This is a genomic window from Arthrobacter sp. NPDC097144, from assembly GCF_044762205.1.
GTDB lineage: Bacteria > Actinomycetota > Actinomycetes > Actinomycetales > Micrococcaceae > Arthrobacter_B.
Genome location: NZ_JBIWDW010000002.1, coordinates 212744 through 225740, shown reverse-complemented (window position 1 = coordinate 225740; position 12997 = coordinate 212744). Strand labels below are relative to the sequence as shown.

Genomic DNA, 12997 nt, shown 5'->3' with positions numbered 1-12997 from the left:
GGTTGACCGGCCTTGTCTTCGTTGACGGACGTCTTTGGTGGCTGGGGCCTCAAACGCGCCCCTGGCGACCTGAACGTGGTGGGGTGGAGGTCGTCGGGATACGCATCGCGCTGCAGTGGGGCCACGCCGTTCTGGGCGAATCGCTGCACGCCTACCGGGATGCCCGGATTCCGGTTGACGAACTCTGGCCACCAGACCCCGCCCTCGATGCCCTTTCAGGTCCTTTAGATGAAGTGCCACTGAACAAACTGAAGCGTGCGCTCAATCACCGGGTTTTCCAGAAGACACTTGATCCCTTCGCGGAAAACACGGCGGTCTTGATTCGTACCCGGTGAGTTCACAGTGGCCGACCTGGCTAATCGGTCAGAACTGTCGGTTCGCCAGTTCCATCGACGCTGCCTCACTTCCTTCGGCCTTGCTCCATCCACTCTGCTGCGCATCAATCGACTACATCAGGTAGCTGCACGCGTCCGACGTGACGGGAATGCGGGGTTAGCTGGGCTCGCTGTGAGCACTGGTTACTTCGACCAGGCCCATCTCTGCCGCGAGGTCCGTCAACTCGTCGGTGATCCGGTAAGTAAAGCCTTCGCGGTCGCCTCCAATGTCCGATTCGTCCAATACCCGCGATGAAGGCGCACTATAGCCTCGGGTGAGCTATGAGAACCAACGGTTAAGGATGAGGGATGAACGACTGGATGACGATTACAACGGCTATAGGAGCAGCCCTCAGCGGGGAAAGGGTCCGCGGACGCCGGCACCTCCTGGAATGTTGGGAGGCCACGACGCCAACGGACCACGCCCACCGTTGCATCTTGGCTCACTACCTCGCCGCATCAGCACGTTCCAATGGGCGCAACGTCATCGTGGTGTCAGTCATGTGCCAAATGTAGTGCCATCCAATTCAAGACTTGTATGGCGTCCGCAAGCCGGTCCTTTACCGGCCATGGGGCGTCACCACTCATGCTCGGCTGGCGAGAACAGCGCCGGGCTATGAAATCGATAAACCTATCCCCACGGCCACGAAGAATACGCCCATGCTTGACCTGGTGGTTCGCGTATACCCCGCCCGGGCATATTCCCGGTGAAGGTCGCCCAACCGCTACATTCAGAACCATGAGTGCCCACATCGTCGGTTACGCCCGCGTTTCCACCAACGAGCAGGACCTCACGGTTCAGCAGAACCAACTCGCGGCTCTCGGTGTCCCCGAGGACCTGATCTATACCGACCACGGGCTGACCGGCACCAACCGTGACCGGCCGGGCCTGCGTCAGGCCATGGCAGCGGTCCGTGACGGGGACACCTTCGTTATCACCAAACTCGACCGCCTCGCCCGCTCCCTGCCCGACGCCCGCGACATCCTCGAAGAACTCACGAAGAAAAACGTGAAGCTGAGTATCGGCGGATCCATCCACGATCCGTCGGACCCGGTTGGACGGCTGCTGTTCAATGTCCTCGCCATGGTTGCCGAGTTTGAATCCGACCTCATACGGGCCCGCACCCGGGAAGGCATGCAGCTCGCCAAGGCCAAGGGCCGGCTTCGGGGCAAGCAGCCCAAACTCTCCAAAGCGCAGGAAGCACATGTGGTGTCCCTGTATAAAGCCGGAGAACACACCACCACAGAGATCGCCGAGCTCTTCAAGGTCGCCCGCAGCACGGTCTACCGCATTGTCCAACGAACGCCCCCTGCGCCAAGCTAGACGGTGATCAGGTCAAGTTCCCTGAGGTCGGCATCGGAAAGGGTGAGGGCAGCTCCGGCGATGTTTTCGCGCAGATGCAACACGGAGGACGTGCCCGGAATCAGCAGGATGTTCGGGGAACGCTGCAGCAGCCAGGCCAGGGCAACCGACATTGGACTCGCGCTGCGACGCTCAGCGACGGCGGAAAGAGCGTCTGACTGCAGCGGAGTGAAGCCGCCCAGCGGAAAGAAGGGAATGTAGGCGATCCCTTCTGCGGCAAGGCGGTCTATGAGCAAGTCGTCCCACCGGTTGGCGAGGTTGTACATGTTCTGCACTGACACGATCGGTGCGATTGACTGGGCCTGCTCAACCTGTTCGGCGGTGGCGTTGCTGACGCCGAGGTGCCTGATGATGCCCTGCTGCTGCAGGTCAACGAGGGTCTCAAACGCTGCACCTATCTCTTCCGGTGCCGGCCCGTTGGCGTCGCCGAGACGAAGGTGCACGAGGTCAAGGACGTCGACCCCAAGGGTTTCAAGGTTGTCATCGATCTGTGCCCGCAGTTCATCGGGCCTCCGGGCGGGCGGCCAGCCGCCGTCGCCGTCGCGCCGTCCCCCAACCTTCGTCGCGATGAACAGATCCTTGGCGTACGGGTGCAGTGCCTCGCGGATCAGTTCGTTGACAACACGGGGGCCGTAGGCTTCCGCGGTGTCTATGTGGGTGATGCCGCTGTCCACTGCGGAGCGGACGACGGCGAGTGCCTCCTCGCGATTCTTCGGCGGCCCGAAAGCCCCCGGACCGGAGAGCTGCATGGCGCCGTATCCGAAGCGGGACACAGTGGTGTCGCCGAGGGCCCAGATGCCGCCCGGCAGGGCTGGAATGGTGCTGTTCATGATGGAGCCTTTCAGTGCTTGTGGAACTGCGTGATCTCCACCATCCTGAAGGAGCTGCTACCCATCGGGAAGTAGTTACTTTAAAGTGCGTTGATATCCAAAGTGAGGTCCTATGGCGACGATGACGGCGGCACAGAAGAAAGCGGAAGCGAAAACGCGGTACAACGCGTTCCTCGCCGCGTGCCCCAGCCAGCAGTTACTGGCTCAGGTTTCCGGCAAATGGGTGACCCTCGTGCTTTCTGCGCTGGGCAGCGGCCCGGACTGTGACGGAGAGCCGCGGCCCATGCGTTACTCCGAGCTGGCGCGTGTCCTCGCTGGTGTGAGTCCCAAAATGCTGTCGCAGACGCTGAGAACCCTCGAACGGGACGGGCTGATCTCCCGGACGGCAACCGCAACTGTTCCCGTCACGGTCACCTACGAGCTCACCGCCCTCGGATTATCCCTGCATCAAACGGTCCGGCAGCTCAAGCTCTGGTCCGAGACTCACCGGGATGAGGTCTCAGCGCATCAGGCGCGGTTCGACGACGCGCGCTAACCACCCGCGGCAGCGCTGCCGCACCGAGCCGCACCACACAGAGACCCGTGTGCCAGATTTTCGATCCGGAATTATTTGGCGGTCACACCAGTTCCCTCCACCATGACAACAATCGCGATCATTGGAGCAGGGCGGGGCCTCGGGGCCGCCGTCGCACGACGATTCGGTGCTGAAGGATTCTCCGTGGCCCTGATCTCCCGGAACCAGGCCAAGCTGGACGCACTTGCCGAGGACCTTGGCAAGGCCGGCATCAAGGCACGCGGCTTTGCTGCCGACGTTCGCAAGCCGGAATCGATCGCCGCAGCCCTGGAGGCCGCCGCCGAGAGCCTCGGTCCGGTCGAGGTCCTGCAGTACAGCCCGCTGCCGCAGAAGGACTTCATGCGGCCCGTCCTCGAGACCACCCCGGCAGACCTCGTGGGACCTGTCGAATTCTCCATTTACGGCCCGGTTGCCGCCGTCCACCAGGTGCTTCCCGGCATGCGCTTCCTCGGCGAAAACCGCGGCACCATCCTCTTCGTCAACGGAGGCTCAGCCGTCAAGCCCGGGCGCAACGTCACCGGAACCTCAGTGGCGTTCGCCGGCCAGGCCGCCTATGCCCAGCTGCTTAACGAGGTCCTCGCCGAGGAAGGCATCCACGTGTCGCAGCTGATCATCGGCGGCCGCATCATCGAGGGCGATCCGGAAAAGGATCCCGATGTCCTCGCCGGCGTGCTGTGGGATCTGCATCGCAGCCGCGACACGTTCCGCCGCCAGATCAGCGCGGACTGACCCAACCGGCAGACACGGACACCACCAATTCGATCCGTCACGGATTCGATCCAACACTTAGCAGGGAGCACAGCATGAGCAAGGTCTGGTTCATTACCGGAACATCGCGCGGTTTCGGCCGCGAATGGGCGGAAGCCGCCCTGGAACGCGGGGACTCCGTTGCCGCCACCGCCCGGAGCACCGACAGCCTGAGGGCATTGGTGGATACCTACGGCGACCGGGTGCTGCCGCTGTCGCTCGATGTCACGGACCGCGACGCAGTCTTCGCCGCCGTCCAGCAGGCGCAGGAGCACTTCGGACGCCTCGACGTCGTTATCAACAACGCCGGTTACGGCCAGTTCGGCATGGTCGAGGAGCTTTCGGAGGCCGAGGCGCGCGGCCAGATCGAGACGAACCTGTTCGGTGCCCTGTGGGTCACCCAGGCGGCCCTGCCGTTCCTGCGCGAGCAGGGCAGCGGCCACATCATCCAGGTTTCCTCCATCGGCGGCATCTCCGCTTTCCCGTCCGTGGGCATCTATCACGCCTCCAAGTGGGCGCTTGAAGGACTCAGCCAGTCGCTGGCGCAGGAGGTTGCCGGCTTCGGCATTCACGTCACCCTGATCGAACCCGGCGGGTTCTCCACCGACTGGAGCGGCAGCTCCGCCAAGCACGCCACGGCCATCCCCGCGTACGACGGCGTCCGGGAGCAGGCGGCGAACCGCCCCAGCCGCAAGGGGACGCCCGGGGACCCGCACGCCACCCGCGGACCGATCCTGCAAATCGTCGACTCCGAGAACCCGCCGCTGCGGGCATTCTTCGGCGAAGCCCCGCTCGCCATCGCCAAAGCGGACTACGAGTCCCGGCTGGCATCCTGGGAGCAGTGGCAGCCGGTGGCCCTCGAAGCCCACGGCGGCAGCAACTGATGCCTTCGGAAAACACCACCCGAACGGCCGCTGAGATCTCAGCGGAGCCTGCCGTCCGGGACAGCCTGCGGCTCATCCTGGACGAACTTTCCGCTGCGGCGGACGGCCTCCGGGAGGACCAGCTGGCAGCCCTGGCCGCCGAAATCCGGCAGGCCGAACGCGTCTTCGTTGCCGGCGGCGGCCGCAGCGGACTCGCACTGCGGATGCACGCCATGCGCCTGATGCACCTCGGGCTGACCGTGTATGTGGTGGGCGAAACGACGACGCCGGCCATCGGATCCGGCGACCTGCTGGTTGTCGCCTCCGGGTCCGGGACCACGGCCGGCGCTGTTGCGGCCGCACAGAGCGCCGTCTCGGCGGGCGCCCGGGTGGTTGCGCTGACCACCGACGGCGGTTCCACGCTGGCGGAAACCGCGCACCGCGTGGTGGTTATCCCCGCCGCACAAAAGACCGACCACAGCGGCACTGCCTCCCGGCAGTACTCCGGCAGCCTCTTCGAGCAGGCCCTGCTCCTGGTGCTGGACGCCGTCTTCGCCGCCCTCTGGAAGTCCGACGGCACTCCCGCCGAGGACCTCTGGCCCCGGCACGCGAACCTCGAATAGCGCGTGCCACCCAAAAGCTTCCCTTCCCAGCTATCAAAGGAAACACCATGAAACTGCAACTCGCCATGGACGTACTGACCGTCGAAGATGCCCTTGAGCTCTCCGGACAGGTCGCCGAGTACGTCGACATCATTGAACTGGGCACCCCGCTGGTCAAGAACGCCGGGCTCTCCGCCGTCACAGCCATCAAGGAAGCCCACCCGGACAAGATCGTCTTTGCCGACCTCAAGACCATGGACGCCGGCGAGCTCGAAGCCGACACCGCGTTCAAGGCGGGAGCCGACCTCGTGACCGTGCTCGGCGTCGCGGACGATTCCACCATCGCCGGAGCCATCAAGGCCGGCAAGGCCCACGGAAAGGGCGTTGTCGTGGACCTCATCGGCGTCGGGGACAAGGCAGCCCGCGCCAAGGAGGTCACCGACCTTGGCGCCGAATTCGTGGAGTTCCACGCCGGACTCGACGAGCAGGCCCAGGACGGTTACGACCTCAACACCCTGCTGACCGCAGGCAAGGCAGCCGGCGTGGCGTTCTCCGTCGCCGGCGGCGTGAAGCTGGATACCCTCGCCGATGTGCAGGCCTCGGGTGCACAGGTCGCCGTCGTCGGCGGCGGCATCTACAGCGCCGAGGACCCCGCCCAGGCTGCGAAGGAACTGCGCGCCGCCATTCAGTAAGCAGATGTTCCGGTTCTGAAGCACTCCGGCCAAACCGCTGTCCCTGGCATTACCGTTGGTAGGCATGGAGCTCTTCAGCGCCGAGGGATATGAGTTTGCGCGGCAGGTGCTGCAGCGCGGAATCGCCGCCGTGTACCTGATCGCCTTCATCTCCGCCGTCAACCAGTTCCCGGCGCTGCTGGGGGAAAACGGGCTGCTGCCGGCGCCGCGGTATCTGGCCCGGACCGCGGGGCGCGGCATTCCCACCCTGTTCCGCTGGCACTACTCGGACCGGCTCCTGCTCGCCGTGGCCTGGACCGGAGCCGCCGTGGCCGCGCTGCTGGTGGCCGGACTGCCGCAGCATGGCCCGGCGTGGCTGCCCATGGCCGCTTTCCTGCTGCTGTTTGGGCTGTATCTGTCCATCGTGAACATCGGCCAAACCTTCTACGGCTTCGGCTGGGAGTCACTGCTGCTCGAGGCCGGTTTCCTGGCTGCGTTCCTGGGGTCCAACGAGGTGGCTCCCCCGGTGACGGTATTGTTCCTCTTCCGCTGGCTGGTGTTCCGGCTGGAATTCGGCGCCGGGCTGATCAAGATGCGCGGGGACCGGGTGTGGCGGGACCTGACAGCACTGTATTACCACCATGAGACCCAGCCCATGCCCAACCCGGCCAGCTGGTATTTCCACCATCTGCCCAAGCCGCTGCACAAGGCCGAAGTCCTCGGCAACCACTTTGCGCAGCTGGTGGTGCCCTTTTTCCTGTTTTTTCCGCAGCCCGTCGCCGGCATTGCGGCGCTGATCGTCATCGTCACCCAGCTGTGGCTCATCCTGTCCGGCAACTTCGCCTGGCTGAATGTGCTGACCGTCCTGCTGGCCTTCAGCGCAGTCGCCGATTCGAACCTTCATGCGCTGCTGCCCGGAGCTGCCTTCAGCACACCGGACCCGGAGGCAACCCCGGCCTGGTTTGCCGCCGTCGTGCTGGCAGTGACGGCGCTGATGATCTACTGGGCGTGGGAGCCGCTGCGGAACCTGTTCAGCCGGAACCAGCTGATGAACGCGAGCTTCAACCGCTGGCACCTGTCCAATGCCTACGGCGCGTTCGGCTCCATCACGCGGACCCGGAACGAGGTGGTCATCGAGGGAACCAACGATGAGCCCGGCCCGGATGCCCGCTGGCTGGAGTACGAGTTCAAGGGAAAACCCGGAAACCCGTCCCGGATGCCGCGCCAGTTCGCCCCGTACCATCTGCGCCTGGACTGGCTGATGTGGTTCCTGGCCCTGGGTGCCTCGGGCGGTTCGTGGTTTCCGGTGCTGCTGCAGAAACTGCTCGACGGCGACCCCCGCACCCTGGCCCTGCTGCGCACCGGTCCCTTCGCCGGCACACCTCCCCGCTGGATGCGTGCGAAGGTGTACCGCTATCGGTTTTCCACACCTGCAGAACGCCGGGCCGACGGCGTGTGGTGGGTCCGTGAGCCCGTGGGCTTCCTCATGGATCCGGTCCGGCGAATCGAAGGCTGACACCTACCGCCGGGCAGGCCGGGAATGGCAGACTGGCCGGCAACGTCCAGCCTGCAGCCCGGATCACCGCCGATGCGAGGAGCATAACCATGACCCCTGTCGGAAGCCTGCTGACTCCCCTGGCCACGCTGGACCCGGACCAGACCCAGTCCGAGGACCGCACTCCCGCGGTATTCATTCACGGACTGTGGATGCACTCCACCAGCTGGGACCCCTGGGTGGAGCTTTTTGAGGAACGGGGTTACGCGGCCTTTGCGCCCGGCTGGCCCGGGGAACCGGACACCCTGCCGGCGGCCAACGCCTTTCCGGGATCCATGGCCGGCACCGGAGTGCGGGAAGCCCTGGAGCACTATGAAGAATTCATCAGCAGCCTGCCTCAGCCTCCGGTGCTGGTGGGCCATTCCTTCGGCGGCCTGCTGGCCCAGCAGCTCCTGGCACGCGGAGCGGCCGCCGGTGCGGTGGCCATTGCACCCACACAGTTCCGGGGTGTGCTGCGGCTGCCTCCGGCGCAGCTCAGGTCCACCCTGCCGGTGCTGCGCAACCCGCTGAATATCCGCCGCATCACCCGCCAGACACCGCAGCATTTCCGCCGGACTTTCGCCAACGAGGTCACCGAACGCGAGTCCAATGACCTGCATGCCACCTGCGTGATGCCCGCCCCGGGGCGGCCGCTGTTTCAGGCCGCGGCGGCGAACCTGGTTCGGCGCACCCCGGTGCGCGTGGATACGTCAGTAAACCGGGGGCCGCTGCTGTTGCTGGCAGCAGGCCGGGACCGCGTGGTCCCGGCCTCGGTGGTCCGGGCAGCCGCCCGCCGGTACCGCTCCTCGGCGTCGACCACCGAATACGCGGAGATCGACGGGACCGGACACTCCCTGGTGATTGACCACAACTGGCGGATTGTCGCGGACACGGTGCTGGGTTTCCTGACCCGCCACGGTCTGTCCCCGGAAGGTTAGGCGCTGGCGTCCGGCTTGGTGACTACGGTGTGGGTAGCGTGGTCGTACAGGAACGTCAGCGGACCGCCGTCGTGCGCCATGTCCAGGTTGCCGCCGTCCCGGTGACCGTACAGGCCGTAGTTTTCCTCCCACGAACCGTTCAGCGCCACTTTGTATTCGTAGTGTCCGGCGGGCAGGTCAGCCGTGAGCTTCCACAGCTCATCGCTGCGGTCGAAGGTCAGCTGGAGGCCGGCGTCAGTCGGGTCCCAGTCTGCGGCACCCAACGCGCTGCCCAGGTTTCCGGCAATAACGACGGCGTCCGGCTGCGGGAAGGAGGGCTCGGAGAATTCCGGTTCCTGGTGTGCGCCGTGGCGTTCCTGCGGGACCTCCGGAACACTCACCGCTTCCTGCAGTGCCTCTTCAACGACTTCTTCCACTTCCTCGGCAGCCGGCGACACAGCTGATGCTGCCGGAGCCTTGCCGTTCATTGCAGCCAGCAGGTCTGCAGTTTCCGGGAATTCCTGCAGCGCCTGGCGGCCGGAGGCGGTGATGCTCCAGCCTGCCCGCCCCTCCTTGGTAATCCAGCCGGCCTTGACGAGTTTGCTGCTGGCGTTGGACAGGGTGCGTTCGCCGCGCACAACACCGGTGGGAAGGACCTCGGCCTCGCTGCCGGTCAGCGGCACCTTGGACACGGCGGCGGCAAGGACTTCCCCGCGGCTGATCCGGCGCTCGGCAGCCGGATCTTCAGCGGCCAGCACCTCCAGGACAGCCTTCAGTCTCAGTGCGGTGTTTTCGACGGTGTTCTTGGCCAATGTCCTACCCTTTCACAACGGTTTGTTCAAATCCTTCTCTAAGCTTACTGACCACCGGGCAGGTTACAGGACCGACGCCCCGTGCGGCACGGCGGCACCGCCCGGGCGCACGGCGTCCGCCAACGCGCCGAATTCCCCATGGGCCAGGGGCGCGTAAGTGCTGTATGCCTTAATCAGGGCCTCTTCGACCGTATCAAGGTCAACGTTCCCGGTGTCCTCCGCGGCGCCGGCCGTTGCCGGATTCCACTCCAGGCCGAGAGCGGAGTAACAGCTCGTCAGGACGCGCCGCAGGGGCGCAGCGTCCTGAACCACCAGTACCGAGGAGAACAGCCAGGCACCGGACACCACCCGCTGCGCGGTCCCCACCAGCTTGATTTTGCGGCCGGCGGCCGTGGCGCCGTGGACGGTGAACTCCCCCGGGCAGTATTCGCCGGGAATTTCCCCCACTGCTGCATCCGCGCCGGCGTCCCGCAGGGCGCAGGCGTAGAGCTCGCCGAAGGCCGAAAACCTGCGCCGGGACCCGCCCACCGCCTCTGTCTCGGGTTCCACATGATCGAGGATGAGGCAGCCCTGATGATAGGCGGCAGCGCGCCCTCCGGCCTTGCGGACCAGCGGCTCAAATCCCTGGTCCCGGCAGGCCGAAGCGGCGGACTCAAACCCGGGAAGGCGGGCATCGCGCTGTCCCAGCGCCACGGTGGGCAGGGGCCGGTACACGCGGAGCGTGGGTCCCAGCCCTCCGGTCCGGGCGGCCGAAAGCATGGACAGCGCAAAGTCCAGATCCGCTGCAGCGCCCAGCGGATGCTCCTGCCGCACCACGGTCAGCAGCTCCGGACGGGAGGTCACGGGCTGGTCCTGCGGCACGCGGGTCCCCTAGGCCTGCGCGCCGAGCCGGCGCACCGTCAGGATTTGTTCGCTGCGGCCAAAGGGACCGTCTGCGTCATGCAGCACGGAGGAGGTCAGCCCAATGCCGTCGGTTCCGAAGGTGACCCTGGTATCCAGGCCCAGCCACTCGCCCCGGGGCGGGCGGTGAAGGTGAATCTGCAGGTCAACATTGGGGAACATGTAGCTGTCCGCGCCCGGCGGAACACGGGCCGCAATGCCGTTGGCGGTATCCACAAGTCCCACCATCCGCACCAGGTCCGACGTCGTTTCCCCCTCCAGCATGCGGTAGGGGGTGCGCACCCACACCTGGCCCCTGCCGGGCCGCAGGCCCGGGACGGCACGGAAATCCAGTGAGCCGATGAAGTCCCCCGGCCATTCGGTCATCCCGTGGACTTCCGCCAGGCCGTCGGGCCCGGGCATTGGCGCGTCCTCCAGGGCGGCCACCCCTGCGGTGGATCCCAGCGCCAGCCGCCAGGCGGTGGCCCGGACAGCAGTCCGGCCGCCGGCAATCAGTTCCGCTTCCAGCAGCTCAATGGTGCGGCCGGGCCGCAGGACCTTGGTCCGCACGTCGAACGTACCGCCGGGAATGACGCCCAGGATGTCATAGCTGATCCGTGCAATACGCATGTCCGGGCGGGGGCTGCAGGTCTCCAGCGCGTGGGCCAGGAGACCGGATACCGGCGCCATATGCTGCTCATGCTCATTCCAGGCGCCCTGGGTGTGGACGGTGGATTCAAAGGTTTCCTCGCCCAGGGCGCGGTAATACGACTCGGCCACTGATGTGCCCTCCTTGCGGTTCGGATTTGGATCTCAGGCTACAGGAGCGCTTGGACACTCCGTGCCGGAACCGTTTGGAGCGGATCCGTTCGGATCAGTACTGGCTGAAGGACGCCGTGGCAGGGTCCGCTCCCAGTCTCCTGCCGGCGTCGAGCTCGTTGATCTGTTCCATGTCCCGGGGCGAGAGTTCCACGCTCAGTGCACCCAGGTTCTCCCGCATCCGCTCCGGGGTTGCCGTCTTGGGGATGACAATGTTGCCCGAAGCCAAATGCCAGGCCAGCACCACCTGGGCCGGCGTGGCCCCGTGCCGCTGGGAGATCTGCGCAACCGCAGCGTTGTCCAGGTCCTCGCCCTGGCCCAGCGGGCTGTAGGCCTCAACGGCCATGCCGTGGCGGCGGGAAGTATCCGCGAGCGCCTGCTGCTGGAAGGTGGGATGCAGTTCAATCTGGTTTACGGCGGGCGGGACGGCGGCTTCCCCCAGGAGTTCTTCCAGATGATCCGGCAGGAAGTTGGAGACGCCGATGGCCCGGACCAGCCCCTCGGAGTAGATCTGCTCCATCTCCCGCCAGGCCTGCAGGTACAGGCCCTGGGACGGCACCGGCCAGTGGATCAGGTACAGGTCAATCTGGTCCAGGCCCAGGGCAGAGCGGCTCTCCTCGAAGGCTTCACGCGCCCGCCCCTGGTCGCCGTTGCGCAGCTTGGTGGTGATGAACAGGTCTTCCCGGGCCAGGCCGGACGCGGCGACGGCGGCGCCCACGGCTGCTTCATTGCGGTAGGCAGCGGCCGTGTCGATGTGGCGGTATCCGGCTTCCAGGGCGCTTTCCACAGCCTGCTGGGTGTGCTCCGCCGGAATCTGGAAAACTCCGTACCCCAGCTGGGGGATGCGGACTCCGTTGTTCAGGTCAAGTCCGGGAATGTGTTCGTGCGTCATTGGCTGCCTTTCGTCGAGTTGCCTCCACCCTATTTCCCGCAGGAAGTGTCCGGTACCCCTAGGCGGGGACGGCCGGGACGCGCAGAATGGGTGCTGCCGCCGAACCCGGCCGCGCATCACCGTTGCCAATCCAGAACGAGGAATGACTTTCATGCAGTACACCCATCTGGGCCGTTCCGGCCTGAGCGTTTCCCGCCTGTGCCTGGGCACCATGAACTTTGGACCGAAAACCGAGGAGGCGGACGCCCATGCGATCATGGACTCCGCCCGGGAAGCGGGCATCAATTTCTTTGATACCGCCAATGTCTACGGCTGGGACAAAAAGGGCTGGACCGAGGAAATCGTGGGCCGCTGGTTCGCCAAGGGCGGCGGACGGCGCGAGGACACGGTGATCGCCACCAAGCTCTACGGCTCCATGAGCGAGCGCCCCAATGACACCTTCCTGTCCGCGCTGAACATCCGCCAGGCACTGGACGCCAGCCTGACCCGGCTGCAGACCGACCACATCGACCTGTACCAGTTCCACCACATTGACCGGAACACGCCGTGGGAGGAGATCTGGCAGGCCATGGAGGTGGCGGTCCAGCAGGGCAAGATCATCTACAACGGCAGCTCCAACTTTGCCGGCTGGCACATTGCCCGTGCCCAGGAAGCTGCGCAGCGGCGGAACTTCAACGGGCTGGTCAGCGAACAGTCCATTTACAACCTCATCAACCGCGCCGTTGAACTGGAAGTCATTCCGGCGGCACAGCAGTACGGGCTGGGTCTGCTGCCCTGGTCGCCGCTTCAGGGCGGGCTGCTGGGCGGGGTCCTCAAGAAGACCGAGCAGGGCGGGCGCAGCACGGAAGGCCGGGCCAAGGAAGAGCTGGAAACCCACCGCGACGCACTGGTGCAGTATGAGGACTACGCGGATGAGATCGGTATTGCTCCGGGCATCCTGGGCCTGGCCTGGCTGCTGCACCAGCCGGCCGTCACCGCGCCGATTGTGGGCCCCCGGATCCAGGCTCAGCTCGACGACGCACTGAAGGCCCTGGACACGGAGCTGGATGCGGAGATGCTGGCCAAGCTCGACACCATTTTCCCCGGCCACCGCACGGCCCCGGAAGATTACGCCTGGTAA

Annotated in this window: 16 protein-coding genes; 11 read left to right on the top strand and 5 right to left on the bottom strand. The window is 65.7% G+C overall.

Annotation, left to right across the window (positions count from 1 at the left end):
* The first annotated feature begins 83 nt into the window (after window positions 1–83).
* From ACIQXM_RS04670 to ACIQXM_RS04660, 3 genes are all read left to right on the top strand, one after another.
* A complete protein-coding gene (locus ACIQXM_RS04670) occupies window positions 84–335 on the top strand; it encodes a hypothetical protein (protein ID WP_400928303.1) in 252 nt (83 codons plus the stop codon).
* A gap of 7 nt (window positions 336–342) precedes the next feature.
* Entirely contained in the window at window positions 343–630 is a 288-nt protein-coding gene (locus tag ACIQXM_RS04665) for a helix-turn-helix domain-containing protein (RefSeq protein WP_400928300.1), read from the top strand.
* Between the two features lie 483 nt (window positions 631–1113).
* Window positions 1114–1698, top strand: coding sequence for a recombinase family protein (locus tag ACIQXM_RS04660; protein WP_400928297.1), 585 nt, complete (start codon window positions 1114–1116; stop codon window positions 1696–1698).
* On the opposite strand, the gene ACIQXM_RS04655 is transcribed toward ACIQXM_RS04660, so the two are convergent.
* Window positions 1695–2567, bottom strand: coding sequence for an oxidoreductase (locus tag ACIQXM_RS04655; RefSeq protein ID WP_400928294.1), 873 nt, complete (start codon window positions 2565–2567; stop codon window positions 1695–1697). The two genes, ACIQXM_RS04660 and ACIQXM_RS04655, sit on opposite strands and share 4 nt — an antisense overlap.
* Before the next feature lie 112 nt (window positions 2568–2679).
* On the opposite strand from ACIQXM_RS04655, the gene ACIQXM_RS04650 reads away from it, so the two are divergent.
* From ACIQXM_RS04650 to ACIQXM_RS04620, 7 genes are all read left to right on the top strand, one after another.
* The gene (locus ACIQXM_RS04650; RefSeq protein ID WP_400928291.1) at window positions 2680–3102 is read left to right on the top strand and encodes a winged helix-turn-helix transcriptional regulator; all 423 of its coding nucleotides are present in this window, start codon (window positions 2680–2682) and stop codon (window positions 3100–3102) included.
* Between the two features lie 102 nt (window positions 3103–3204).
* Window positions 3205–3870 (top strand): SDR family NAD(P)-dependent oxidoreductase, encoded by a 666-nt coding sequence (locus ACIQXM_RS04645; RefSeq protein WP_400928288.1) that lies wholly within the window; start codon window positions 3205–3207, stop codon window positions 3868–3870.
* A gap of 74 nt (window positions 3871–3944) precedes the next feature.
* Window positions 3945–4772, top strand: coding sequence for an SDR family oxidoreductase (locus tag ACIQXM_RS04640; protein ID WP_400928285.1), 828 nt, complete (start codon window positions 3945–3947; stop codon window positions 4770–4772).
* A complete protein-coding gene (gene hxlB, locus ACIQXM_RS04635) occupies window positions 4772–5374 on the top strand; it encodes a 6-phospho-3-hexuloisomerase (RefSeq protein WP_400928282.1) in 603 nt (200 codons plus the stop codon). The genes ACIQXM_RS04640 and hxlB overlap by 1 nt, the downstream gene beginning before the upstream one ends.
* Before the next feature lie 47 nt (window positions 5375–5421).
* Window positions 5422–6045, top strand: coding sequence for a 3-hexulose-6-phosphate synthase (hxlA, locus tag ACIQXM_RS04630; protein WP_400928279.1), 624 nt, complete (start codon window positions 5422–5424; stop codon window positions 6043–6045).
* A 64-nt stretch (window positions 6046–6109) separates the two neighbouring features.
* The gene (locus tag ACIQXM_RS04625; RefSeq protein ID WP_400928276.1) at window positions 6110–7540 is read left to right on the top strand and encodes a lipase maturation factor family protein; all 1431 of its coding nucleotides are present in this window, start codon (window positions 6110–6112) and stop codon (window positions 7538–7540) included.
* Between the two features lie 89 nt (window positions 7541–7629).
* The gene (locus ACIQXM_RS04620) at window positions 7630–8496 is read left to right on the top strand and encodes an alpha/beta hydrolase (protein ID WP_400928274.1); all 867 of its coding nucleotides are present in this window, start codon (window positions 7630–7632) and stop codon (window positions 8494–8496) included.
* On the opposite strand, the gene ACIQXM_RS04615 is transcribed toward ACIQXM_RS04620, so the two are convergent.
* The 4 genes from ACIQXM_RS04615 to ACIQXM_RS04600 form a co-directional block, all read right to left on the bottom strand.
* Window positions 8493–9287, bottom strand: a complete 795-nt coding sequence (locus ACIQXM_RS04615) for a winged helix-turn-helix domain-containing protein (RefSeq protein ID WP_400928272.1) — start codon at window positions 9285–9287, stop codon at window positions 8493–8495. The two genes, ACIQXM_RS04620 and ACIQXM_RS04615, sit on opposite strands and share 4 nt — an antisense overlap.
* A 63-nt stretch (window positions 9288–9350) precedes the next feature.
* Window positions 9351–10130: a biotin/lipoate A/B protein ligase family protein gene (locus ACIQXM_RS04610; RefSeq protein WP_400928269.1), complete on the bottom strand. Its 780-nt coding sequence runs from the start codon at window positions 10128–10130 to the stop codon at window positions 9351–9353.
* Window positions 10131–10157: 27 nt separating this feature from the next.
* Window positions 10158–10946 (bottom strand): thioesterase family protein, encoded by a 789-nt coding sequence (locus ACIQXM_RS04605; protein ID WP_400928266.1) that lies wholly within the window; start codon window positions 10944–10946, stop codon window positions 10158–10160.
* Window positions 10947–11040: 94 nt separating this feature from the next.
* A complete protein-coding gene (locus tag ACIQXM_RS04600; protein WP_400928263.1) occupies window positions 11041–11877 on the bottom strand; it encodes an aldo/keto reductase in 837 nt (278 codons plus the stop codon).
* Window positions 11878–12028: 151 nt separating this feature from the next.
* Here ACIQXM_RS04600 and ACIQXM_RS04595 point away from each other — a divergent pair, with 151 nt between their 5' ends.
* Entirely contained in the window at window positions 12029–12997 is a 969-nt protein-coding gene (locus tag ACIQXM_RS04595; RefSeq protein WP_400929506.1) for an aldo/keto reductase, read from the top strand.